Source organism: Streptomyces racemochromogenes, assembly GCF_039535215.1.
Lineage (GTDB): Bacteria > Actinomycetota > Actinomycetes > Streptomycetales > Streptomycetaceae > Streptomyces > Streptomyces racemochromogenes.
This window is the reverse complement of the sequence record NZ_BAAAWT010000001.1, coordinates 1,824,088-1,847,114: the sequence shown is the minus strand read 5'-3', so window position 1 is coordinate 1,847,114 and position 23,027 is coordinate 1,824,088. Positions and strand designations below refer to the sequence as shown.

The window sequence follows — 23,027 nt, the reverse complement described above, 5'->3', positions numbered from 1 at the left end:
ACGGCCGGATAGGCTCCCACCCGATGGACACCGAAGCAGAGCTCACACAGCGCGGCCACTCCTCCCCCGAACAGGGGGAGGGGCGGCCGCGTTCTGCTTTCTCCGGGTCCTGGCGGCGGGCCGGGCTGATCGGGGTCTGCTGCGCCGTCTTCCTGCTCCTGCTGGCCAACTTCGTGGTCCAGCCCTTCCAGATCCCGAGCCGCTCCATGGAGCCGACCCTGCAGGTGGGGGACCGGGTCCTGGTCAACAAGCTGGCCTACCGTTTCGGCGCCGAGCCCCGGCGGGGGGACGTGGTGGTCTTCGACGGCGCCGGTTCCTTCGTACGGGAGCCCGCGGGCGGGAACCCGGTGGGCGACGCCGTGCACGGCGCGCTCTCGGCGCTCGGGCTCGCGGAGCCCTCCGACACCGACTTCGTGAAGCGGGTCGTGGGTGTCGGCGGGGACGACGTGGTGTGCTGCGACCAGGGCGGCCGGATCCAGGTCAACGGAGTCCCGGTGGAGGAGCCCTACCTGTACGCCGGAGACCCGGCCTCGAAGGTGCCCTTCCGGATCGCCGTTCCCCTGGGGACCCTGTGGGTCATGGGCGACCACCGCTCCCAGTCCCGGGACTCCCGGGACCACCTGGGGGAGCCGGGCGGGGGAATGGTGCCGGTGGAGAAGGTGATCGGGCGGGCCGACTGGATCGGCTGGCCGGTGACGCGCTGGGGTTCGGTGCCCGCGGCGCGGACCGGGGACGGCCCGCATGGGTAGCCGCGGGCGCCCGCGGGGTGCCGGCCGTCCGGAGCCCGGGCGGGGCGGCGAGCCGGAACGGCCCGAACGGTCCGAGCGGACCCGGCGCGGCCCCGGACCCGCGCCCGCCCGGGAGCCCGCCGCGTCCCAGCGTCAGGCGCGGGACGCCGAGGACGCCGAGGACGCCGAGGGCGTGAAGCCGGTGGAGCCCGTCGAGCCCGTCGAGCCCGGAGGGCGGGCCGAGCGGCGCCGGCTGGCGCGCAAGGTCCGCCGGCGCAGGCGCACCCGCCGCGTGGGCGAACTGCCGCTGCTGGTGGCGGTCGCGCTGTGCATAGCCCTGCTGCTCAAGACCTTCCTGGTGCAGGCCTTCTTCATCCCCTCCGGCTCCATGGAGCAGACGATCCGGATCGGGGACCGGGTGCTGGTGGACAAGCTGACCCCGTGGTTCGGCTCGAAGGTCCAGCGGGGCGAGGTCGTCGTGTTCAAGGACCCGGGCGGCTGGCTCAAGGGCGAGGCCGCGAGGCCCGAACCGGATCCGGCGGGCGTCAGGCAGATCAAGCAGGCCCTGACCTTCATCGGCCTGCTGCCCTCGGCGGACGAACAGGATCTGATCAAGCGGGTCATCGGCGTCGGCGGCGACACGGTCAAGTGCTGTGACGCCCGCGGACGGGTGACCGTCAACGGAACGCCGCTCGATGAGCCTTACGTGTCACCCGGCAACGCCCCCTCCGAAATCCGATTCGAGGTGCGCGTACCGGCCGGGCGGATCTTCGTCATGGGCGACCACCGCGCCAATTCGGCCGATTCCCGCTACCACCTGGACGAGGCCTTCGAGGGCACCGTCGACGAGAAGAACGTGGTCGGGCAGGCGGTGGTGATCGCCTGGCCCTTCGACCACTGGCGCGGACTCGACCAGCCGGCGACCTTCCTGCAGGTGCCCGATCCCGTACGGGGCGGACGGCGGCGCGGGCCCCGTCGGCGCCGTCGGAGCACGCCCTTCGCATAGTGTGGCCCTGGTCTCCCGCGCCTTAGGGAACTCCCGCTCGTTAGGGGAGGGGAGGGCCCGTTCCTGTTCCGGTGCGGGCAGCGGTTTCCGAGTGAGGAGTGGATGTGGGGGACGTGGCGGTAGGCGCACGATCCGGACGCGATGAGGGCGAGGAGCGGCCGGACGACGCCGTCGGGCACGAGACCGGGGAGGAGGGCGCCGAGGCGGAGAGGCCGCAGCGTTCCTTCTGGAAGGAGCTCCCGCTCCTCATCGGTATCGCCCTGCTGCTGGCCCTGCTGATCAAGACCTTCCTGGTGCAGGCGTTCTCGATCCCGTCCGACTCGATGCAGAACACCCTGCAGCGCGGCGACCGGGTGCTGGTGGACAAGCTCACCCCGTGGTTCGGTTCGGAGCCCGAGCGCGGCGAGGTCGTGGTCTTCCACGACCCAGCGAACTGGCTGGCCGGCGAACCCACCCCGGAGCCCAACATCGCGCAGACGATCCTGAGCAAGATCGGCCTGATGCCGTCCGCCGACGAGAAGGACCTGATCAAGCGGACGATCGCCATCGGCGGGGACACCGTGGAGTGCAAGAAGGGCGGCCCGGTCGTCGTCAACGGCAAGGCGCTCGACGAGCCGTACATCTTCCCCGGCAACAGCGCCTGCGACGACTTCCCCTTCGGCCCGATCACCGTGCCCAAGGGCAAGATCTGGGTGATGGGCGACCACCGGCAGAACTCCCAGGACTCCCGCTACCACCAGCAGGACTCCACCCAGGGCTTCGTCCCGGTCAAGGACGTCGTCGGCCGGGCCGTCGTGGTGGCGTGGCCCGTCACCCGCTGGGCCACGCTCCCCGTCCCGGACACCTTCGACCAGCCGGGCCTGGGCAACCAGCCCCCGGCGCCGCTGCACTCGCCGCAGGCGAGCGGCGCGGGCGCGGCGGGGGTCACCCCGGCCGCGCTGGGGCTCGTCGGGGCGGTTCCCCTGGTCATGTGGCGCAGGCGGAGGCTGACCAAGGGGCGTACCGCCCGGTAGGGTGCCGCCCAGGTCGACGATCTCCGAGTCATGGGGGCGCTGCAATGGGCGGAACGCAGGCAATACGCGCGCGCAAGGACGGCCGCGGCGGCCTCGGCAACACGTTGTCGGGGATCGCCGTGGCCGTCGGCTTCGTGCTGTTCCTCGGGGGCTTCGTCTGGGGCGCCGTGGTCTACCAGCCGTACACGGTGCCGACGGACTCGATGGTGCCGACGGTGCGGCCGGGCGACCGGGTGCTGGCCGAGCGCATCGACGGCGGCGAGGTGCGGCGCGGTGACGTGGTCGTCTTCACCGACACCGTGTGGAGCAACTCGCCCATGGTCAAGCGGGTCGTCGCCGTCGGCGGCGACACCGTCTCCTGCTGCGGGCAGGGCGGCCGGGTGACCGTCAACGGCCGGCCGCTGGACGAGCCGTACCTGGACCGGGAGGGCGACGGCGCTGCGGCCGCGGGCACGACGCCGTTCGAGGTGAAGGTGCCCGAGGGCAACCTCTTCCTGCTGGGCGACCGGCGCGGCGGCTCGCTGGACTCCCGCTCGCACCTCCAGGAAGCCGGCCAGGGAACGGTGCCCCGGTCCGCGGTCGCGGCCCGCGTGGACGCCCTCGCCTGGCCGGACGCGAAGATGCTGGAGCGGCCGCAGGTCTTCGCCGCCCTGCCCGGCGGGACCTCCGCACCCGGCCCGCTGCGGCTCCAGGTGACGGCGGTGCTGGTCGGCGGGGCCCTGGTGCTGCTCGGCGGGGCCTACGGGCCGCTCGCGCGGCTCCTGGGACGCGGGCGCGGCAGGGCGGGCTCCGATGGCCGCTGAGCCGTCCGGGACGCCGCGCAAGGTCTCGCGGGTGGTCCTGCTCGATCCCGAGGACCGGATCCTGCTGCTGCACGGCTTCGAGCCGGACGATCCCGCCGACGACTGGTGGTTCACCCCCGGCGGGGGCCTGGAGGGCACCGAGAGCCGGGAGCAGGCCGCGCTGCGGGAACTCGCCGAGGAGACCGGGATCACAGAGGTGGAACTGGGGCCGGTCCTGTGGCACCGGTACTGCTCCTTCCCCTTCGACGGCAGGCGCTGGGAGCAGGACGAGTGGTACTTCCTGGCCCGTACCGCCCAGACCGACACCGTGATGGGCGGCCTCACGGAGCTGGAGCGGCGCAGCGTCACGGGGGCCAGGTGGTGGACCTCCGAGGAACTCCTCGCGGCGCGTGAGACGGTGTACCCGACCAGACTGGCCGAGCTGCTCCGGACGCTGCTCGACGACGGTCCTCCGGGCGCTCCGGTGGTCCTCGCCCCGGAAATCGTTTAGGGGCGTACGGCGCTGGCGCACAATAGGGGGACGCACGGCTGAAGGGGAACATGCCATGAGCGCCGAGGACCTCGAGAAGTACGAGACCGAGATGGAGCTGAAGCTCTATCGGGAGTACCGCGACGTCGTCGGGCTGTTCAAGTACGTGATCGAGACCGAACGACGTTTCTACCTCACCAACGACTACGAGATGCAGGTGCACTCGGTCCAGGGCGAGGTCTTCTTCGAGGTCTCCATGGCCGACGCGTGGGTCTGGGACATGTACCGGCCGGCCCGCTTCGTCAAGCAGGTGCGCGTGCTGACCTTCAAGGACGTGAACATCGAGGAGCTCAACAAGAGCGACCTCGAACTGCCGGGGGCCGACCTGCCGGGCTGATCCCGCGGGCCGGTTCACCCCCAGGGGTGAGCCGGTCGTCCACAACGCGCCGGTTGTCCACCAAGATCCACTCGCTGCGCCCGGAACCGGGACCGTCAGCGGTGGAGGTGGTGCCGGATGGACGCGAAGGACGTGGCACGGCAGGCGTTGGGGCGGTACGGCGAGGAGCTCGCCGCGCGGAGGCTGACCGAATCCGGGATGACGGTGATCGCCAGGAACTGGCGGTGCCGGGCCGGGGAGATCGACATCGTCGCCCGCGACGGGGACGCCCTCGTCGTGTGCGAGGTCAAGACGCGCCGCGAGGGCGCGTTCGAACATCCCATGGCCGCCGTCCGGGCCGGCAAGGCCGACCGGCTGCGCGGGCTCGCCGGGCGGTGGCTCGCCGACCACGGGGGCCCGCCGCCGGGCGGGGTGCGGATCGACCTCGTCGGAGTCCTCCTGCCCCGGCGCGGCGCGCCCGTGGTGGAGCACGTCAGGGGGGGTGGCCTGATGGGGTTCGCGCGGGCCTGCTCGGTGGCCCTGGTGGGCGTCGAGGGCGTACTGGTGGAGGTACAGGCCGACCTGGAGCCCGGGGTGGCGGCCTTCACGCTGGTGGGACTGCCGGACAAGACCCTGGTCGAGAGCCGCGACCGGGTACGGGCCGCCGTGGCGAACTCGGGCGCCCCCTGGCCGCAGAAGAAGCTCACGGTCGGACTCAGCCCGGCGTCCGTGCCGAAGTCCGGCGCCCATTTCGACCTGGCCGTCGCCGCGGCCGTGCTGGGGGCCGCCGAGGTCGTCGACCCCGGCAGGATCGCCGACCTCGTGCTCATCGGGGAGCTGGGCCTCGACGGCCGGGTGCGCCCGGTGCGGGGGATCCTGCCGGCCGTGCTCGCCGCCGCGGAGGCCGGCTACCGGCAGGTGGTGGTGCCGCAGCAGTGCGCCGCCGAGGCCACCCTGGTCCCGGACGTCTCGGTGCTGGGCGTGCGCAGCCTGCGGCAGCTGATCGCGGTGCTGACCGGCGGGGAGGTGCCCGAGGAGGACCCCCCGCCGCAGGCCGGGCGCCCCGATCCGATGCTCGCCGGGCTGGTCGTCCCCGGCGCCGGGCTCGGGACGGGCCTCGCGGGCCGGGGAGAGGCCGCGGACTCCCCCGACCTCGCCGACGTCGCCGGGCAGCAGGGCGCCCGCCGGGCACTGGAGGTGGCGGCCTCGGGGGGCCACCACCTCTTCCTCAGCGGGCCCCCGGGCGCGGGCAAGACGATGCTCGCCGAGCGGCTGCCCTGGCTGCTGCCGCCGCTCACCCGACAGGACTCCCTGGAGGTGACGGCCGTCCACTCGGTCGCGGGAATCCTGCCGCCCGGCGAACCGCTGGTCGGCCGGCCCCCGTACTGCGCCCCGCACCACTCCGCGACCATGCAGTCGCTGGTCGGCGGCGGGGCCGGGATCCCCAGGCCGGGGGCGGTCTCCCTGGCCCACAGGGGGGTGCTCTTCCTCGACGAGGCCGCCGAGTTCAGCGGGAAGGTGCTGGACGCCCTGCGGCAGCCCCTCGAAGCCGGGCACGTGGTCATCGCCAGGGCCGCCGGGGTGGTACGGCTGCCCGCCCGGTTCCTGATGGTCCTCGCGGCGAACCCCTGCCCGTGCGGCCGCCACACCCTGACCGGGGCCGGCTGCGAATGCCCCGCCTCGGTGATCCGGCGCTACCAGGCCCGGCTGTCCGGGCCGCTGCTCGACCGGGTCGACCTGCGGGTCGAGGTGGAGCCCGTCACCCGCTCCGACCTGCTCGGCCGCGGCGGCCGGGGAGAGCCCACCGCCGCCGTCGCCGACCGGGTCCGCGAGGCCCGCGACCGGGCCGCCGCCCGGCTCGCCGGCACCCCGTGGCGGCTCAACTCCGAGGTGCCGGGCCACGAGCTGCGCACCCGCTGGCCCGCCGGCCCCGGCGCCCTGGCCCTGGCCGAGCGGGACATGGAGCGCGGACTGCTCACCGCCCGGGGCCTGGACCGGGTGCTGCGGGTCGCCTGGACCGTCGCCGACCTGCGGGGCCGCGACCGCCCCGACGCGCTGGACGCGGCCGTCGCGCTGGAACTGCGCACCGGGATCGCCCGGGGCGCGGCCCAGGCCCTGGGGACGGGACCGTGAGCGCCGGGGAGCGGCCCGGCGCGGAGCTCGTGGCCCGGGCCGCGCTGACCCGGGTGCTGGAGCCCGGCGACGAGCACGGCGGACGCTGGATCCGCGAACTCGGGGCCGCCGCGGTGATGGGGCTGCTGACCGGCCCCGGCCGGGAGCCCGGCCCGCTGACCGGCGTGGGGCCCGAGCGGCTCGCGGGGTACCGCAGGCGGGCCGCCGTCGCGGAGCCCCTGCGGGACCTGGAGAGCGCCGCCGCAGCGGACGTCCGCTTCGTGTGCCCCGGCTCGGCGGAGTGGCCGACCCAGCTGGACGACCTCGGCGACGCCCGGCCCGTCGGCCTCTGGCTGCGGGGCCGCCCGCACCTGCGGACCTGGGCCCTGCGCTCGGTCGCCGTGGTCGGGGCCCGGGCCTGCACCCCGTACGGGGCCCACATGGCGCAGACCCTGGCCGCCGGGCTCGCCGAGCGCGGCTGGGTGGTCGTCTCCGGGGCGGCGTACGGGATCGACGGCGCCGCCCACCGCGGGGCCCTCGCCTCGGGCGGGGCCACCGCGGCCGTACTGGCCTGCGGGGTGGACACGGTCTACCCGCGCGGGCACGCCGGACTCCTGGGCCGGATCACCCGCCAGGGGCTGGTCCTGGGCGAACTGCCGCCCGGCACCCACCCCACCCCGAGCCGGTTCGTGCTGCGCAACCGGGTCATCGCCGCCCTCACCCGGGGGACCGTCGTCGTGGAGGCCGCCCTGCGCAGCGGCTCCCTCGTCACCGCCCGCAGGGCCCAGGAGCTGGGCCGCCTCACCATGGGCGTACCCGGCCCGGCCACCAGCGGCCTCTCGGCCGGGGTGCACGAACTGCTGCGCGGCGAGGCGGTGCTCGTCACCGACGCCGACGAGATCGTCGAGCTCGTCGGCGACATGGGCGAACTGGCCCCCGCCCGGCGCGGCCCGGTGCACGCCCGTGACCTGCTGGCCCCCGGCGCCGCGCGGGTACTGGAAGCGCTCCCCGCGGGACGGGCCGCGGGGCTCGACGAGATCGCCCTCGCCGCGGCCTCCGGCACCGATGAAGTCATCGGCAGACTGTACGAACTTCACTCTCTGGGGTTCGTCGAACGGCAGGGCGACGGCTGGCGGTTGACCCCGCGGACGTCGCGAGAGGGGGTGCAATCCGGAGCCGACCGGCGAGGCGGTCGTTGACCTGGGGCGTTCCGGTGAAAGAGTGACGGCGATGACAGACGCGGTCCTCCCGGTGGCACTCGCCGGGACCGTGCGCGAGGCGCCGGTCCCGGGCCGCCCGCGCGAGGGCGGACGCCCCTGGGCCCCCGTGCCATCCCGTACTCTTCGCGCACCGCGACACTTCCGTCACGCTACGCTCCCAAGGAATCCGGCTCCGGCAAAGGCGAAGCATGCCCCAGCACACCTCAGGGTCCGACCGCGCTGCGGTGCCCCCCGCTGCCCGCGGCAGTGTGCGGTCCACCGCGCCCTCGTCCCTGGAGGTGCTCTGGCGCTCATACAAGGACTCGGGCGACGAGCGGCTGCGGGAGCAGCTGATCCTGCACTACTCGCCCCTGGTGAAGTACGTCGCCGGCCGCGTCAGCGTGGGCCTGCCGCCCAACGTGGAGCAGGCCGACTTCGTCTCCTCCGGAGTCTTCGGGCTGATCGACGCGATCGAGAAGTTCGACATCGAACGCTCCATCAAGTTCGAGACGTACGCCATCACCCGCATCCGCGGGGCGATGATCGACGAGCTGCGCGCGCTGGACTGGATCCCGCGCTCCGTGCGGCAGAAGGCGCGGGCCGTCGAGCGGGCCTACGCGACGCTGGAGGCCCAGCTGCGGCGCACCCCCACCGAGGGTGAGGTGGCCGGGGAGATGGGCATCGCGGTGGAGGAACTCCACACGGTGTTCAGCCAGTTGTCCCTCGCCAACGTGGTCGCCCTGGAAGAGCTGCTGCACGTGGGCGGGGAGGGCGGCGACCGCCTCTCCCTGATGGACACCCTGGAGGACACCGCCGCCGACAACCCGGTCGAGGTGGCCGAGGACCGGGAGCTGCGCCGGCTGCTCGCGCGGGCCATCAACACCCTCCCGGACCGGGAGAAGACCGTGGTGACCCTCTACTACTACGAGGGCCTGACCCTGGCCGAGATCGGCAACGTGCTGGGCGTCACCGAGAGCCGGGTCAGCCAGATCCACACCAAGTCCGTGCTCCAGCTGCGGGCCAAGCTCGCCGACGTCGGCCGCTGAGCCGCCGGCGGCCCGCCGACGGGGCGGACACCCCTTGCGGGACCTCCGTACAGTGGTGACGTGCCCAGGATTCGAGCGGCCTCCGTGGCCGAGCACCGGTCGATGCAGCGCGGCGCCCTGTTGGACGCCGCCCGTTCCCTGTTGTCCGAAGGCGGGACGGAAGCCCTGACCTTCCCCGCCCTCGCGGAGCGGACCGGGCTCGCCCGGTCGTCCGTGTACGAGTACTTCCGGTCCCGCGCGGCCGTCGTCGAAGAGCTGTGCGCGGTGGACTTCCCCGTCTGGGCCGCCGAGATCGAGGCGGCGATGGAGCGTGCGGCCACGCCGGAGACGAAGATCGAGGCCTACGTGCGCACCCAGCTGGGGCTGATCGGGGACCGGCGCCACCGCGCGGTGGTGGCGATCTCCGCCGGCGAGCTGGACGCCGGCGCGCGGGAGAAGATCCGCGCCGCCCACGGGGGCCTGGTGGCGATGATCGTCGAGGCCCTGGGCGCCCTCGGGCTGCCGGAGCCCAGGCTGTCCGCGATGCTGCTCCAGGGCGTGGTGGACGCCGCGGCCCGCCGGATCGAGCTCGGCGCCGCCGAGGACCCGGACGTGATCACCGAGACGGCCGTCGTCATGGCCCTGCGGGGCGTCACCGCCTGAGGAACCCACCGGCCCGGGCGCGGGTGCTCCCCGGGGAGCTCCCGGCAGCAGCCGGGGCGTGGCCGCGGGGAGCAGGGACAGCGGGTTGAGATAGGCGTCCTCACCCGCCAGCAGGCCCCAGTGCAGGCAGGGGCCCGGGCAGTGGGAGCCCTCCGTGAGCACCGCCACCACCTGCCCCGCCTCGACCGTCTCCCCCTGCGCCACCAGCGGCCGCACCGGCTCGTACGTGGTGCGCAGGCCGCCCGGCAGGGTGAGCGAGAGCACCCCCCGCCCCGCCACCCGCCCGGCGAAGTGCACCCGCCCAGGCCCCACGGCCCTCACCTCGGCCCCGGCCGGCGCCGCCAGGTCCACACCGCGGTGGCCGGCCGCGTACGGGGTCGGCGGAGGGTCCCACCAGCGCACCACGGACAGCGGCGCGGGCAGCGGGCGCGCGCCCCGCACCCCGCCCGCCGCGCCCCCGCCGCGCACCGGTGCGACGGGTGCGGACGGGGCCGGATCGGGGGCCGCGGGCCCGGGTGCGGGAAGCGGCCCCGGCAGCGGACCGGGCAGGACCAGAAGCAGGATGAGCAGCAGTTTCGTCATGTCCGGCAGGATCGCGCGCGGGCGGGCCGCCCCGCCGGGGCCTGTGGACGGCCGACGGGGTGTGGACAACGGCGTCACCCGGCATACCGCCGGGTCCCGTACACTTCTTGTGGCGATCCGGGTCACCGGGTCGACTTCGCACGCCCCAGCGCCGACCGGTTCCGGTCAGGTGAAAGCGTCTCTCGGTCCCTCAAGGGGCAGGGCGCGGCGGGGCGTCAGGAACCAAAACCGAGAAACCAAGGAGATGGCCATGGCCGTCGTAACGATGCGGGAGCTGCTGGAGAGCGGCGTCCACTTCGGTCACCAGACCCGTCGCTGGAACCCGAAGATGAAGCGCTTCATCTTCACCGAGCGCAACGGCATCTACATCATCGACCTGCTCCAGTCGCTGTCGTACATCGACCGCGCCTACGAGTTCGTGAAGGAGACCGTCGCGCACGGCGGCTCCATCATGTTCGTCGGTACGAAGAAGCAGGCGCAGGAGGCCATCGCCGAGCAGGCGACCCGCGTCGGCATGCCGTACGTCAACCAGCGCTGGCTGGGTGGCATGCTCACCAACTTCTCCACCGTCTACAAGCGCCTCCAGCGTCTGAAGGAGCTTGAGGCGATCGACTTCGAGGACGTCGCCGCCTCGGGTCTCACCAAGAAGGAGCTCCTGGTCCTCTCCCGCGAGAAGGCCAAGCTGGAGAAGACCCTCGGTGGTATCCGCGAGATGTCGAAGGTTCCCAGCGCCGTCTGGATCGTCGACACCAAGAAGGAGCACATCGCCGTCGGTGAGGCGCGCAAGCTGCACATCCCGGTCGTCGCGATCCTCGACACCAACTGCGACCCCGACGAGGTCGACTACAAGATCCCGGGCAACGACGACGCGATCCGCTCCGTCACCCTGCTCACCCGCGTGATCGCCGACGCCGTCGCCGAGGGCCTCATCGCCCGCTCCGGCGCCGCGACCGGCGACTCGAAGCCGGGCGAGAAGGCCGCCGCCGAGCCGCTCGCCGAGTGGGAGCGCGACCTGCTCGAGGGTGAGAAGAAGGCTGACGCCGAGGCCCCCGCCGCCGAGGCCCCGGCTGCCGAGGCTCCGGCCGCCGAGGCCGAGGCCCCGGCCGCGGACGCCGAGCAGGCCTGACCCACTGAGAGCGCCCGGCGTTCACCCGCCGGGCACTCACAGCACGGACGATGACGGCGGGGGAGCCGCGCCACGAGCGCGCTCCTCCGCCGTTCACCCGTAGATCTACGACTTCGAGAGAGAATCACAGACTCATGGCGAACTACACCGCCGCTGACGTCAAGAAGCTCCGCGAGCTCACCGGCGCCGGCATGATGGACTGCAAGAAGGCCCTCGTCGAGTCCGACGGCGACGTCGACAAGGCCGTCGAGGCCCTGCGTATCAAGGGCCTGAAGGGTGTCGCCAAGCGCGAGGGCCGTTCCGCCGAGAACGGTGCCGTCACCTCCCTGATCTCCGAGGACGCCACCTCCGGCGTGCTCGTCGAGCTCAAGTGCGAGACGGACTTCGTCGCCAAGAGCCCGAAGTTCCTGGCCGTCGCCGACCAGCTCGCCGCCCACGTGGCCGCCACCAAGCCGGCGGACATCGAGGCGCTGCTGGCGTCCGAGATCGAGGCCGGCAAGACCGTCCAGGCGTTCGTGGACGAGGCCAACGCCAACCTCGGCGAGAAGATCGTCCTGGACCGCTTCGCCGCGTACCAGGGTGCCTTCGTGGCCTCCTACATGCACCGCACCATGCCCGACCTGCCCCCGCAGATCGGTGTCCTGGTCGAGCTGGACAAGGCCGACGCCGACCTGGCCAAGGGCATCGCCCAGCACATCGCCGCGTTCTCGCCGAAGTACCTGACCGCCGAGGACGTCCCGGCCGAGGTCGTCGAGTCCGAGCGCCGCGTCGCCGAGGAGACCACCCGCGCCGAGGGCAAGCCCGAGGCCGCGATCGCCAAGATCGTCGAGGGTCGCGTCAACGGCTTCTTCAAGGACGCCACGCTGCTCGGCCAGCCGTACGCGCTGGACAACAAGAAGTCCGTCCAGAAGGTTCTGGACGAGGCCGGTGTCACCCTGAAGCGCTTCGCCCGCATCAAGGTCGGCATCTGAGTCCGTCCGTACACGACGGACACCGGACCCCGATAGGGTCTGAAGCAGTCGTCCGCGCTCGCGCAGGACGACCGCAGATCTGACGAGGAGGCCATTGCCGCAGAGGGAACCGCGAGGACCCACCGGCAATGGCCTTCTTCGTATGTGCACGAGGAGATCTCCATGAATCAGGGCGTGGACCCCCACACCGCATCCGACGACAAGAGCGACCACGAGAAGAAGGGTCGCCGCTTCATGCTGAAGCTGTCCGGCGAAGCCTTCTCCGGCGGCGGCGGACTGGGTGTCGACCCCGACGTCGTGCACGCCATCGCCCGCGAGATCGCGGCCGTGGTCCGCGACGGGGCCGAGATCGCGGTCGTCATCGGCGGCGGCAACTTCTTCCGCGGCGCGGAGCTTCAGCAGCGCGGCATGGACCGGGCCCGGTCCGACTACATGGGCATGCTCGGAACCGTCATGAACTGCCTCGCCCTCCAGGACTTCCTGGAGAAGGAGGGCATCGACAGCCGGGTCCAGACCGCCATCACCATGGGGCAGGTCGCGGAGCCGTACATCCCGCTGCGCGCCGTGCGCCACCTGGAGAAGGGCCGCGTCGTCATCTTCGGCGCGGGCATGGGCATGCCCTACTTCTCCACCGACACCACGGCCGCCCAGCGTGCCCTGGAGATCGACGCCGAAGCCCTCCTCATGGGCAAGAACGGTGTCGACGGGGTCTACGACTCCGACCCGAAGACCAATCCGGACGCGGTGAAGTTCGACGCGCTGGAGTACAGCGAGGTGCTGTCCCGGGACCTCAAGGTCGCCGACGCCACGGCCATCACGCTGTGCCGCGACAACCAGCTGCCGATCCTGGTCTTCGAGCTGCTGGCCGAAGGCAATATCGCCCGCGCCGTCAAGGGTGAGAAGATCGGCACGCTCGTAAGCGACCAGGGCACCCGGGCCTGAGCCCACCGAGCCGGACCCGCAGGGGTCCGGTCCGGGCGGCCCGGACCGCCCGCGCCCGCCTGAACCATCCAAATCTGACATGCAGGAGCACGTGGTGATCGAAGAAATCCTCCTCGAGGCCGAGGAGAAGATGGAGAAGGCCGTCGTCGTCGCCAAGGAAGACTTCGCCGCGATCCGCACCGGCCGTGCGCACCCGGCGATGTTCAACAAGATCGTGGCGGACTACTACGGCGCCATCACGCCCATCAACCAGCTCGCCTCCTTCGCCGTGCCCGAGCCGCGCATGGCGATCGTGACGCCGTTCGACGCCTCCGCGCTGCGCAACATCGAGCAGGCGATCCGCGACTCCGACCTCGGTGTCAACCCGAGCAACGACGGCCGCATCATCCGGGTGACCTTCCCGGAGCTGACGCAGGACCGCCGCAAGGAGTTCATCAAGGTCGCCAAGACCAAGGCCGAGGACTCCCGGGTCTCCATCCGCTCCGTGCGCCGCAAGGCCAAGGACGCCCTCGACAAGCTGATCAAGGACAAGGAGGCCGGCGAGGACGAGGTGCGCCGCGCCGAGAAGGAGCTCGACGACACCACCGCGAAGTACGTCGCGCAGGTGGACGAGCTGCTCAAGCACAAGGAAGCCGAGCTCCTCGAGGTCTGATGAACGACTCTCCCTGGGCCGCTGAGCCGGTTCCGGCGGGTCCCGCATACGATGCGCTGGTGGGCCCGCAGACTGCGCCCATGCCCATCGTGCCCGATGCCGCCGGCCGTGCCTTCGACGACCGGGAAGCACGCGATCGGGGGGCCGCCTTCGTCGGCGGCCCCCCGTTCCGCGCCGAGACGCCGTTGCAGGAGCCCATGCCCAGCCCCCCGCCTCCGCCTCCGCAGGCCCCGCAGGACGCCTCGCCCCCGCCGCAGAAGAAGCGCGCGGGGCGGGATCTGCGTGCCGCCATAGGGGTCGGCGTCGGCCTCGGTGCGGTGATCTTCGCTTCGCTGTTCATCGTCAAGGCCGTCTTCGTCGGCGTCATCGTCGTCGCGGTCGTGGTCGGCCTGTGGGAGCTCACCTCCCGGCTCCAGGAGAAGAAGGGCATCAAGGCCCCGCTGGTCCCGCTCGCGGTCGGCGGCGCGGCGATGATCATCGCCGGGTACGTCCGCGGGGCCGAGGGCGCCTGGGTGGCGATGGCGCTCACCGCGCTGGCCGTCCTCGTGTGGCGGATGACCGAGCCCCCCGAGGACTACCTCAAGGACGTCACGGCCGGCGTCTTCGCGGCGTTCTACGTGCCCTTCCTGGCCACGTTCGTCGCGATGCTGCTGACCCCCGACGACGGCCCTCAGCGGGTGGTGACCTTCCTGCTGCTGACCGTGGTCAGCGACACCGGGGCGTACGCGGTCGGCTGGCGCTTCGGTAAGACCAAGCTCGCCCCGCGCATCAGCCCCGGCAAGACCCGCGAGGGGCTCTTCGGAGCGGTGGCCTTCGCGATGGGGGCCGGCGCGCTGTGCATGGAGTTCCTCATCGACGACGGCGCCTGGTGGCAGGGCCTGGTACTGGGCCTCGCCGTGGCGGTCTCCGCCACCCTGGGCGACCTCGGCGAGTCGATGATCAAGCGTGACCTGGGCATCAAGGACATGGGCACGCTGCTCCCGGGCCACGGAGGCATCATGGACCGGCTGGACTCGCTGCTGCCGACCGCTCCGGTGGTCTGGCTGCTGCTGGCGGCGTTCGTCGGCACCGGCTGACCGGGCCGGGCCGGGTTATCCTGGAGGGCGCGCCACGTGCACGTGGCGCGCCTTTTCCGTCCGGCGGCCGAGTCGCCGCGGACCGGCCCTGCACGCGCGGGGTGACCCCCACCCCGTCGTACCGAGGAGTACAGCATGGCCCCCCGTCCCGTTCCGGGCGAGCTCACCTTCGTCGCGCCCCGCGGAGCGAAGAAGCCCCCGCGGCACCTCGCCGACCTCACGCCGGCCGAGCGCCGCGAGGCGGTGGCCGCGATCGGCGAGAAGCCCTTCCGGGCCAAGCAGCTCTCGCAGCACTACTTCGCCCGCTACGCGCACGACCCGGCCGAGTGGACCGACATCCCCGCCGCCTCGCGCGAGAAGCTCCAGCAGGAGCTGCTGCCGGAGCTCATGAACGTCGTGCGGCACATCAGCTGCGACAACGACACCACCCGCAAGACCCTGTGGAAGCTGCACGACGGCACGCTCGTCGAGTCCGTGCTGATGCGCTACCCGGACCGGGTCACGATGTGCATCTCCTCGCAGGCCGGCTGCGGCATGAACTGCCCGTTCTGCGCCACCGGCCAGGCGGGCCTGGACCGCAACCTCTCCACCGCCGAGATCGTGCACCAGATCGTCGACGGCATGCGCGCCCTGCGCGACGGCGAGGTCCCCGGCGGCCCGGCCCGGCTCTCCAACATCGTCTTCATGGGCATGGGTGAGCCGCTCGCCAACTACAAGCGCGTCGTCGGTGCCATCCGCCGCCTCACCGACCCGGAGCCCGACGGCCTGGGCCTGTCGCAGCGCGGCATCACCGTCTCCACCGTCGGCCTGGTCCCGGCGATGCTGCGGTTCGCCGACGAGGGCTTCAAGTGCCGCCTCGCGGTCTCCCTGCACGCCCCGGACGACGAGCTGCGCGACACCCTCGTCCCCGTGAACACCCGCTGGAAGGTCCGCGAGGTCCTCGACGCGGCCTGGGAGTACGCGGAGAAGTCCGGCCGCCGGATCTCCATCGAGTACGCCCTGATCCGCGACATCAACGACCAGGCCTGGCGCGGCGACCTGCTCGGCCGCCTGCTCAAGGGCAAGCGCGTGCACGTGAACCTGATCCCGCTGAACCCGACGCCGGGCTCCAAGTGGACGGCCTCGCGCCCCGAGGACGAGAAGGCCTTCGTCGAGGCCATCGCCCGCCACGGCGTGCCCGTGACCGTGCGGGACACCCGCGGCCAGGAGATCGACGGCGCGTGCGGCCAGCTCGCGGCCTCGGAACGCTAGATTCCGGCCGCGTTCCGGACAGGGGTCGGCGTGAATCGGCCGCAGGGGTACCCTGTGGCCGAACCAATTGCATATTCCGACAGGGGAGCGCCACAGCGCTGAGAGTGCGGTATCCGTCATCCGCAGACCCTCTGAACCTCGCCCCGGTCATTCGGGGTAGGAAGTTCGGTCACCACTCAAGCTGTTGCGCCCTGCCCGGCGTCCGCTCCCGCAGAGCGCCGGGCGGGGCCGCGTCTTCTCCTGGTCATCCCAGGAGGAATCACCAGTGAGCACCACCAAGAAGATCGCGGGCGCGGCGCTCGCGGCCGCGCTCGGCGTGACCACGCTCAGCGCCTGCGGCGGCGGCGACGCCAAGGACACGTCCGCGGGCGCGAGCGACGCCCCGAAGTCCAAGACGGTCACGCTCGTCTCCCACGACTCCTTCAACGTGACCGATGCGGTCCTCAAGGAGTTCGAGCAGCAGAGCGGCTACACCGTCAAGGTGCTGAAGTCCGGCGACGCCGGCGCCGCCCTCAACCAGGAGATCCTCACCAAGGGCTCCCCGCGCGGCGACGTCTTCTTCGGCGTCGACAACACCCTGCTCTCGCGCGCCCTCGACAACGGCGTCTTCACCCCCTACCAGGCCAAGGGCCTGGACACGGTGAAGCCCGAGTTCGTGCTCGACAAGCAGCACCGCGTCACCCCCGTCGACTCCGGCGACATCTGCGTCAACTACGACAAGGCGTACTTCGCCGACAAGAAGACAGCCCCGCCGCAGACCCTGGACGACCTCGTCAAGCCGGAGTACAAGAACCTGCTGGTCACCGAGAACGCCGCGACCTCCTCGCCCGGACTCGGCTTCCTCCTCGCCTCCGTCGGCAAGTACGGCGAGGAGGGCTGGAAGGACTACTGGAGCAAGCTCAAGGCCAACGGCGTCGAGGTCGTCGACGGCTGGGAGCAGGCCTACAACGAGCGCTTCTCCGGCTCCGCCGGCGGCAAGAAGGCCAAGGGCGACCGCCCGCTGGTCGTCTCCTACGCCTCCAGCCCGCCGGTCGAGGTCCTCTACGGCGAGCCGCAGCCGGCCGAGGCGCCCACGGGCGTGGCCACCGGCACCTGCTTCCGCCAGGTGGAGTTCGCGGGCCTGCTCAAGGGCGCGAAGAACGAGGAGGGCGGCAAGGCCCTCATCGACTTCCTGGTCTCCAAGAAGTTCCAGGAGGACATGCCGCTCCAGATGTTCGTGAACCCGGTGGTCAAGGACGCGAAGCTGCCCGACCTGTTCACGAAGCACGGCGTCGTGGTCGACAAGCCGGAGAACGTCGCTCCGGAGGCCATCGCCAAGAACCGTGAGCAGTGGGTCAAGACGTGGTCCTCGCTCGTCGTGAAGTAGAGCGCCCTCCCGCGGAGGGCGGGCGCGCCACGGCCGTCAGGCTCGCTCTGATGGCCGTGCCGCTCGCCTTCTTCGGACTGTTCTTCGCCTACCCCGTCGCCGCGATCGTCGGCCGCGGGCTCAAGACGGACGAGGGCTGGCAGTTCGGCCGGATCGGCGAGGTCCTCGCCCGGCCCGACATCGGCGGCGTGCTGTGGTTCACCACCTGGCAGGCGCTCGCCTCCACCGCCCTCACCCTGCTCCTCGCACTGCCCGGCGCCTACGTCTTCGCGCGCCTGGAGTTCCCCGGCAAGCGGCTGCTGCGCGCGCTGGTCACCGTTCCCTTCGTGCTGCCGACCGTGGTCGTCGGCAGTGCCTTCCTGGCGCTGGTCGGGCGGGGCGGGCTGCTCGACGAGCTGGGGGGCGTCCGGCTGGACACCACCGTGTGGGCGATCCTGCTCGCCCACGTCTTCTTCAACTACGCCGTCGTGGTGCGGACCGTCGGCGGGCTCTGGGCGCAGCTGGACCCGCGCCAGGAGGAGGCCGCGCGGGTGCTGGGCGCGGGGCGGTTCGCGGCGTGGCGGCGGGTGGTGCTGCCCGCGCTGGGGCCGGCGGTGGCCGCGGCCTCGCTGATGGTGTTCCTGTTCACGTTCAGCTCCTTCGGCGTCGTGCAGATCCTGGGCGGGCCGGCGTACGCCACCCTGGAGGTGGAGGTCTACCGGCAGACGGCGCAGCTGCTGGACCTGCCGACCGCCGCCGTCCTGACGATGGTGCAGTTCGCGGCCATCGCCGCCGTCCTCGCGGTGCACGCGTGGACCGTGCGCCGGCGGGAGACCGCACTGCGGCTCGTCGACCCCGCGCGCACCGCGCGGCCGCCGCGCGGCTGGGCGCAGCGGGGGCTGCTGGGCGGGGTACTGGTGTCGGTGGCGCTGCTGGTGGTGGCGCCGCTGGCGGTGCTGGTGGAGCGGTCCTTCGATGCCCCGGGCGGGTACGGCCTCGGCTTCTACCGGGCGCTGCAGGACGCGGGCTCGGGCGGCGGAACGTTTCTGGTGCCGCCGCTGGAAGCCGTCTGGAACTCCCTCCAGTACGCCCTGGCCGCCACCGCCATCGCCGTGGCGGTCGGGGGGCTCGCCGCCGCGGCCCTGACGCGGCGCGGGGGCCGCTTCGTGCGCGGCTTCGACGCGCTGCTGATGCTGCCGCTCGGGGTGTCGGCCGTGACGGTGGGCTTCGGGTTCCTGATCACCCTGGACGAGCCGCCGCTGGACCTGCGGACCTCGTGGATCCTGGTGCCGCTCGCGCAGGCGCTGGTCGGGGTGCCGTTCGTCGTACGGACCATGCTGCCGGTCCTGCGGGCCGTCGACGCCCGGCTGCGGGAGGCGGCCGCCGTGCTCGGTGCCTCGCCGCTGCGGGCCTGGCGGGAGGTGGACCTGCCGCTGGTGCGGCGGGCCCTGCTGATCGCGGCCGGGTTCGCCTTCGCGGTCTCGCTGGGCGAGTTCGGCGCGACCGTCTTCATCGCCCGGCCCGACCACCCGACGCTGCCGGTGGCCGTGGCGCGGCTGCTGGGGCGGGCCGGGGAGATGAACTACGGGCAGGCGATGGCCCTGAGCACGATTCTGATGCTGGTGTGCGCGGTGTCCCTGCTGGTGCTGGAGCGACTGCGACCCGACAAGACCTCGGGAGAGTTCTGATGACCCTGCTCCGGCTCGAAGGGGTGACGGTCCGCTTCGGCGACCGGGTGGTCGTGGACGCGGTCGACCTGGAGGTGGCCGAGCACGAGACCGTGTGCGTGCTGGGCCCCAGCGGCAGCGGCAAGTCCACCCTGCTGCGGGTGGTGGCCGGCCTCCAGCAGGTGTCCGCGGGGCGGGTGCTGCTCGGCGGGGCCGACCAGGCCGGCGTACCGGTGCACCGGCGCGGGGTGGGCCTGATGTTCCAGGACCACCAGCTGTTCCCGCACCGGGACGTCGGCGGGAACGTCTCCTTCGGCCTGCGCGTGCAGGGCGGCCCGAAGGGCTCGTCCGGGGCCCGGGTCGAGGAGCTGCTGGAGCTGGTCGGGCTCCCGGGGGCCCAGGGCCGCGCCGTCTCCTCGCTCTCCGGCGGGGAACAGCAGCGGGTGGCCCTCGCCCGGGCACTGGCCCCCTCGCCCCGGCTGCTGATGCTGGACGAGCCGCTCGGCCAGTTGGACCGGGGGCTGCGCGAGCGGCTGGTGGTCGAGCTCCAGGGGCTGTTCTCCCGGCTGGGCACCACCGTCCTGGCCGTCACCCACGACCAGGGCGAGGCCTTCGCGCTGGCCGACCGGGTGGTGGTGATGCGGGACGGGCGGATCGCGCAGGCCGGGACGCCGCTGGAGGTGTGGCAGCGGCCCGCGTCGGAGTTCGTGGCCCGCTTCCTCGGCTTCGAGAACGTGGTCCCGGGCACGGTGGCCGGTACCGCCGCCGCGACCGCGTGGGGCAGGGTGCCGGTCCCGGCCGGCACGCCCGAGGGGGAGCGGCGGCTGCTCGTCCGCCCCGCCGGGGTGGTGCTGTGCGAGGCGGGCCTGGGCTGCGTGGTGGAGTCCCGGACCTTCCGCGGCACGCACGTGGCCCTGCGGCTGAGGCCCGCGTCGGGGCCCGTACTGGAGGCCGAGTGCGAGCTGGCCACCGCGCCGGCCGTCGGGGACCGGGTCGCGGTGGCGTTCAGCCCGTCGCAGGTCGTCGTCCTCCCGGAGGCCTCCTGACCTGCCCAGTCCCCGGGGGTTCTAGTCCCGGATCCCGTCGACGGCGATCGGCAGGTGGCGGGGGCCGCGCAGGACCGCGTTCTGCCGGTAGGGCGGCGGGTCCTCCAGCAGCCGGGGGTTCTCCAGCCTGCGGGCCAGCTCGCTCAGCGCCAGTGCCGCCTCCAGCCGGGCCAGCGGCGCGCCGAAGCAGCTGTGGATGCCGCTGCCGAGGCCCAGGTGCTGGACGTCCTGGCGGTCCGGGTCGAACCGGTCCGGGTCCGGGAACCGCTTCGGGTCGCGGTTGCCGGAGGCCAGGATCAGCCAGAGCGAGGAGCCCTTGGGGATGGTCACCCCCGCCACCTCGATGTCGGAGAGGGTGCTGCGCTGCGGCAGCAGCTGCACGGGCGGCTCGTAGCGCAGCAGTTCCTCCACGATCGGCACGCCCAGGTCCGGCTCGGCGCGCAGCCGGGCCAGGTGCTCCGGATGCCGCAGCAGGGTGAGCATGCCGTTCGTGATCAGGTTGACGGTGGTCTCGTGCCCCGCGATCAGCAGCAGCGCCGCCGTGCTCAGCACCTCCATGGTGGTCATGGTGCCGTCCGGCCCCTGCGCGGTCGCCAGCTCCGACAGCATGTCCCCGGTGGGGTTCTTGCGCCGCTCCTCGATCAGCCCGGCCAGGTACATGCCGAGCTCCATCCGGGCGCCCTTCGTCTTGTCCGCGCGCTCGGCGGGGTCGGCGCCCGGATCGGGGTCCAGGCTCGCGGCGAGGGTGTCGGCCCAGACGTGGAAGCGCGCCTCGTCCTCGGGCGGGACGCCCAGCAGCCGGCAGATCACCGTGACCGGGAAGGGGTACGAGAACTCCTCGACCAGGTCGATCCGCGAGGGGTCGCCCTCCTTGGCGATCGCGTCGATCAGGCCCTTGACGATGCCGCCCAGCTCACCGCGCATCTGCTCGACGCGGCGCGGCGAGTGCGGCGGCCCGAACGGGCGGTTCGTCATCCGGCGCAGCCGGTCGTGGTCGGGCGGGTCCAGCTTCAGGAAGGAGGGCGGCAGGACGCCCTCCCCCTCGTCCTCGCCCGTCTCGCTCAGCGGGTCCCCGGCGACCGCCGTCAGGTTGCGGGAGTCGGAGCTGATCCGCGGATCGTGCAGCAGGCCCTTGATCTCGTGGTACGTGCTGAGGACGTACGGCCCGGTGCCGTCGTGGAACACCGGGGTCTTGCGGAGCTCCTCGTACAGGGGGTAGGGATCGGCCCGGCTGGAGTAGTCGAGGATCTGCCGCAGGATGCCTTCAGTCATGAGAGGTCCTCGTGCTCAGTTGTGCGCCGGCGTGAACTTCATCCGCCGGTCGGCCGGTGAGTAGCCGCTCAGGGTGATGGTCGGGCCGTGCGTCGGGATCGACGGGTCGGGGAAGTCCGCGTCCAGCGGCCGGTTCCCCTCGGGCCTGCGGTCCACCGTCGAGTAGGGCGGCGGGAACGGCGCCGTCTGCTCGATCTGCTGCTCGTAGAAGTCCAGCCAGCGGCACTGGTCGAAGGTGACGGCACCGATGACGCGGCCCTGGTAGCCGTAGACGCCGACGAAGCGGCGCTCGGCGCGCGAGCCCTGGGTGATGACGATCTCGGTGCCCATCGAGGGGACCCCGACCGACTTGATGTTCACCCCGAACTGGGACGACCAGAAGGCCGGTACCCATACGTGCGGGCGGCGCTCCGCGCTCTCGCTGAGCATGTTGTGCGCGGCCGTCTCGGCCTGGGCGACGGCGTTGCCCCAGTGCTCCAGGGACAGGAACTGGTAGCCGAAGAGGGCGTGCGGGGAGCGGGCGACGTCGCCGGCCACGTAGATGTCGTCGGTGACGATGCCCCAGATGTCGAAGGCCCGGCAGCCCGCGTCGCAGGCGATGCCGCGCGGACCGGCGCCGAGGCCGGACCCGGTCAGCCACTCGGTGTTGCGCTGGGCGCCGAGCGAGACGACCACCACCTCCGCCTCCAGCGTGGTGCCGTCGGAGAGGTGTGCGGCGCGGACCCTGCCGGAGGAGTCGCCCTCCAGGGCCGTCACCATGATGCCGGTGCGCAGGTCCACCCCGTTCTCGCGGTGCATCTCGGCCGCGACCGCGCCGACCACCCCGCCGAGCGCCCCGACCAGGGGCGCGTCGCCGCGTTCCGCGACGGTGACGGCCAGGCCGCGTTCCCGGCAGGCGGAGGCGATCTCGGAGCCGGTGAACCCGGCGCCGATGACGAGGACCCGGCCGGGTCCGGCCGCCAGCGCGCGTTCCAGGGCCGCACCGTCGTCCCGGGTGCGCAGGACGAAGACCCCGTCGAGGGAGCCCTCCTCCGGCTTGGGCCACGGCCGGGCGCGGACGCCGGTGGCGATCAGCAGCCGGTCGTACTCCACCTCGTCCCCGTCGGCGAGGCGGACCCGGCGGGCCTTCATGTCCAGGCCGGCGGCCGGTACGCCGAGCCGCCACTTGGCGTCGATGTCCAGGCGCCGGGGCAGGGCCGTGCGGTCCGCGGTCGCCTTGCCGAGCAGGACCTGCTTGGACAGCGGGGGCCGGTCGTACGGCTCGTGGGGTTCGTCGCCGATCATCGTCAGGGATCCGGAGAACCCCTTCTCGCGCAGGGTCTCGGCGGCCCGCAGGCCGGCCAGGGAGGCTCCCACGACGACGATGCGGCCTTCGCGCTTGAGCCGTTCCAGGGCTGCGTCACCGCTCACCACGCGCCTCCGCGGTCGACAGGGACCCGTTCATCGCATCCAGCAGGATGGCCCGGACGGGGCAGGCGTGGACGGCGCGGACGACGTTCTCGCGGTGCTCCTCGTCGGGCTGCGGGTCGTAGAGCAGGGACTCGTCGCCGTGCATGGCGAAGACGTCCGGCGCGAGGAACGCGCACTGCGCGTACCCCTGGCACCGGTTGAGGTCCACGACAAGCCTCATGGGGCATCAGCCTTTCCGTGACCTGTTGACCCCCACGGCCCCCGACACCCTCCCGTTCTCCAGCATGCGCGCG

22 protein-coding genes and 1 pseudogene are annotated in these 23,027 nt (G+C 72.7%); 19 read left to right on the top strand and 4 right to left on the bottom strand.

Annotated elements, in window-relative coordinates; genetic code table 11:
• Positions 1-23: 23 nt before the first annotated feature.
• The 10 genes from lepB (ABD973_RS08305) to ABD973_RS08260 all read left to right on the top strand — a co-directional run bounded on the left by lepB (ABD973_RS08305) (position 24) and on the right by ABD973_RS08260 (position 9,394).
• Positions 24-749, top strand: coding sequence for a signal peptidase I (gene lepB, locus ABD973_RS08305; RefSeq protein ID WP_125822637.1), 726 nt, complete (start codon positions 24-26; stop codon positions 747-749).
• Entirely contained in the window at positions 742-1,734 is a 993-nt protein-coding gene (gene lepB / locus ABD973_RS08300; protein WP_386382869.1) for a signal peptidase I, read from the top strand. Before lepB (ABD973_RS08305) ends, lepB (ABD973_RS08300) begins: the two co-directional genes overlap by 8 nt.
• A 113-nt stretch (positions 1,735-1,847) precedes the next feature.
• Positions 1,848-2,747 (top strand): signal peptidase I, encoded by a 900-nt coding sequence (gene lepB / locus ABD973_RS08295; protein WP_125822639.1) that lies wholly within the window; start codon positions 1,848-1,850, stop codon positions 2,745-2,747.
• 44 nt (positions 2,748-2,791) lie between these two features.
• Entirely contained in the window at positions 2,792-3,550 is a 759-nt protein-coding gene (gene lepB / locus ABD973_RS08290; protein WP_125822640.1) for a signal peptidase I, read from the top strand.
• Positions 3,540-4,040, top strand: a complete 501-nt coding sequence (locus ABD973_RS08285) for an NUDIX hydrolase (protein ID WP_125594835.1) — start codon at positions 3,540-3,542, stop codon at positions 4,038-4,040. Before lepB (ABD973_RS08290) ends, ABD973_RS08285 begins: the two co-directional genes overlap by 11 nt.
• A gap of 55 nt (positions 4,041-4,095) precedes the next feature.
• The gene (locus tag ABD973_RS08280) at positions 4,096-4,416 is read left to right on the top strand and encodes a DUF2469 domain-containing protein (protein ID WP_007266836.1); all 321 of its coding nucleotides are present in this window, start codon (positions 4,096-4,098) and stop codon (positions 4,414-4,416) included.
• Between the two features lie 117 nt (positions 4,417-4,533).
• Positions 4,534-6,528, top strand: a complete 1,995-nt coding sequence (locus tag ABD973_RS08275) for a YraN family protein (protein ID WP_345499544.1) — start codon at positions 4,534-4,536, stop codon at positions 6,526-6,528.
• Positions 6,525-7,706, top strand: a complete 1,182-nt coding sequence (gene dprA, locus ABD973_RS08270; RefSeq protein ID WP_125822704.1) for a DNA-processing protein DprA — start codon at positions 6,525-6,527, stop codon at positions 7,704-7,706. The genes ABD973_RS08275 and dprA overlap by 4 nt, the downstream gene beginning before the upstream one ends.
• Before the next feature lie 209 nt (positions 7,707-7,915).
• Positions 7,916-8,752: an RNA polymerase sigma factor WhiG gene (whiG, locus tag ABD973_RS08265; RefSeq protein ID WP_125594831.1), complete on the top strand. Its 837-nt coding sequence runs from the start codon at positions 7,916-7,918 to the stop codon at positions 8,750-8,752.
• An 84-nt stretch (positions 8,753-8,836) separates the two neighbouring features.
• On the top strand, positions 8,837-9,394 hold the full coding sequence (locus ABD973_RS08260; RefSeq protein ID WP_345504505.1) for a TetR/AcrR family transcriptional regulator: 558 nt from the start codon (positions 8,837-8,839) through the stop codon (positions 9,392-9,394).
• Between the two features lie 159 nt (positions 9,395-9,553).
• Here the strand turns inward: ABD973_RS08260 and ABD973_RS08255 are convergent.
• Positions 9,554-9,976 (bottom strand): annotated as a pseudogene (locus ABD973_RS08255) (peptidoglycan DD-metalloendopeptidase family protein); the annotation flags it as partial.
• Between the two features lie 250 nt (positions 9,977-10,226).
• On the opposite strand from ABD973_RS08255, the gene rpsB reads away from it, so the two are divergent.
• From rpsB to ABD973_RS08210, 9 genes are all read left to right on the top strand, one after another.
• Positions 10,227-11,102, top strand: a complete 876-nt coding sequence (rpsB, locus tag ABD973_RS08250) for a 30S ribosomal protein S2 (protein ID WP_345499541.1) — start codon at positions 10,227-10,229, stop codon at positions 11,100-11,102.
• A 134-nt stretch (positions 11,103-11,236) separates the two neighbouring features.
• The gene (gene tsf / locus ABD973_RS08245; protein ID WP_125599134.1) at positions 11,237-12,073 is read left to right on the top strand and encodes a translation elongation factor Ts; all 837 of its coding nucleotides are present in this window, start codon (positions 11,237-11,239) and stop codon (positions 12,071-12,073) included.
• A gap of 162 nt (positions 12,074-12,235) precedes the next feature.
• Positions 12,236-13,015 (top strand): UMP kinase, encoded by a 780-nt coding sequence (pyrH, locus tag ABD973_RS08240; RefSeq protein ID WP_007266845.1) that lies wholly within the window; start codon positions 12,236-12,238, stop codon positions 13,013-13,015.
• A 94-nt stretch (positions 13,016-13,109) separates the two neighbouring features.
• Entirely contained in the window at positions 13,110-13,667 is a 558-nt protein-coding gene (gene frr, locus ABD973_RS08235) for a ribosome recycling factor (protein WP_125822705.1), read from the top strand.
• Entirely contained in the window at positions 13,667-14,743 is a 1,077-nt protein-coding gene (locus tag ABD973_RS08230) for a phosphatidate cytidylyltransferase (RefSeq protein ID WP_125599128.1), read from the top strand. Before frr ends, ABD973_RS08230 begins: the two co-directional genes overlap by 1 nt.
• Positions 14,744-14,878: 135 nt before the next feature.
• Positions 14,879-15,994, top strand: coding sequence for a dual-specificity RNA methyltransferase RlmN (rlmN, locus tag ABD973_RS08225; RefSeq protein WP_007266848.1), 1,116 nt, complete (start codon positions 14,879-14,881; stop codon positions 15,992-15,994).
• 265 nt (positions 15,995-16,259) lie between these two features.
• Positions 16,260-17,360: a thiamine ABC transporter substrate-binding protein gene (locus ABD973_RS08220; RefSeq protein ID WP_125822706.1), complete on the top strand. Its 1,101-nt coding sequence runs from the start codon at positions 16,260-16,262 to the stop codon at positions 17,358-17,360.
• Positions 17,361-17,410: 50 nt separating this feature from the next.
• Positions 17,411-19,027: an ABC transporter permease gene (locus tag ABD973_RS08215; RefSeq protein WP_125822707.1), complete on the top strand. Its 1,617-nt coding sequence runs from the start codon at positions 17,411-17,413 to the stop codon at positions 19,025-19,027.
• Complete coding sequence (locus tag ABD973_RS08210) at positions 19,027-20,052, top strand: ABC transporter ATP-binding protein (RefSeq protein WP_125822708.1); 1,026 nt, start codon at positions 19,027-19,029, stop codon at positions 20,050-20,052. The genes ABD973_RS08215 and ABD973_RS08210 overlap by 1 nt, the downstream gene beginning before the upstream one ends.
• Positions 20,053-20,073: 21 nt before the next feature.
• Here ABD973_RS08210 and ABD973_RS08205 read toward each other — a convergent pair whose 3' ends face one another.
• Genes ABD973_RS08205 through ABD973_RS08195 form a run of 3 tightly spaced genes read right to left on the bottom strand, consistent with a single transcriptional unit; the run spans position 20,074 to position 22,954 of the window.
• On the bottom strand, positions 20,074-21,324 hold the full coding sequence (locus ABD973_RS08205) for a cytochrome P450 (protein ID WP_125822709.1): 1,251 nt from the start codon (positions 21,322-21,324) through the stop codon (positions 20,074-20,076).
• A 15-nt stretch (positions 21,325-21,339) separates the two neighbouring features.
• Positions 21,340-22,734 carry an NAD(P)/FAD-dependent oxidoreductase gene (locus ABD973_RS08200; protein ID WP_125822710.1) on the bottom strand — a complete coding sequence of 465 codons (1,395 nt, stop codon included), beginning with the start codon at positions 22,732-22,734 and terminating at the stop codon, positions 21,340-21,342.
• The gene (locus ABD973_RS08195) at positions 22,724-22,954 is read right to left on the bottom strand and encodes a ferredoxin (RefSeq protein ID WP_125599113.1); all 231 of its coding nucleotides are present in this window, start codon (positions 22,952-22,954) and stop codon (positions 22,724-22,726) included. The genes ABD973_RS08200 and ABD973_RS08195 overlap by 11 nt, the downstream gene beginning before the upstream one ends.
• Positions 22,955-23,027: the final 73 nt, after the last annotated feature.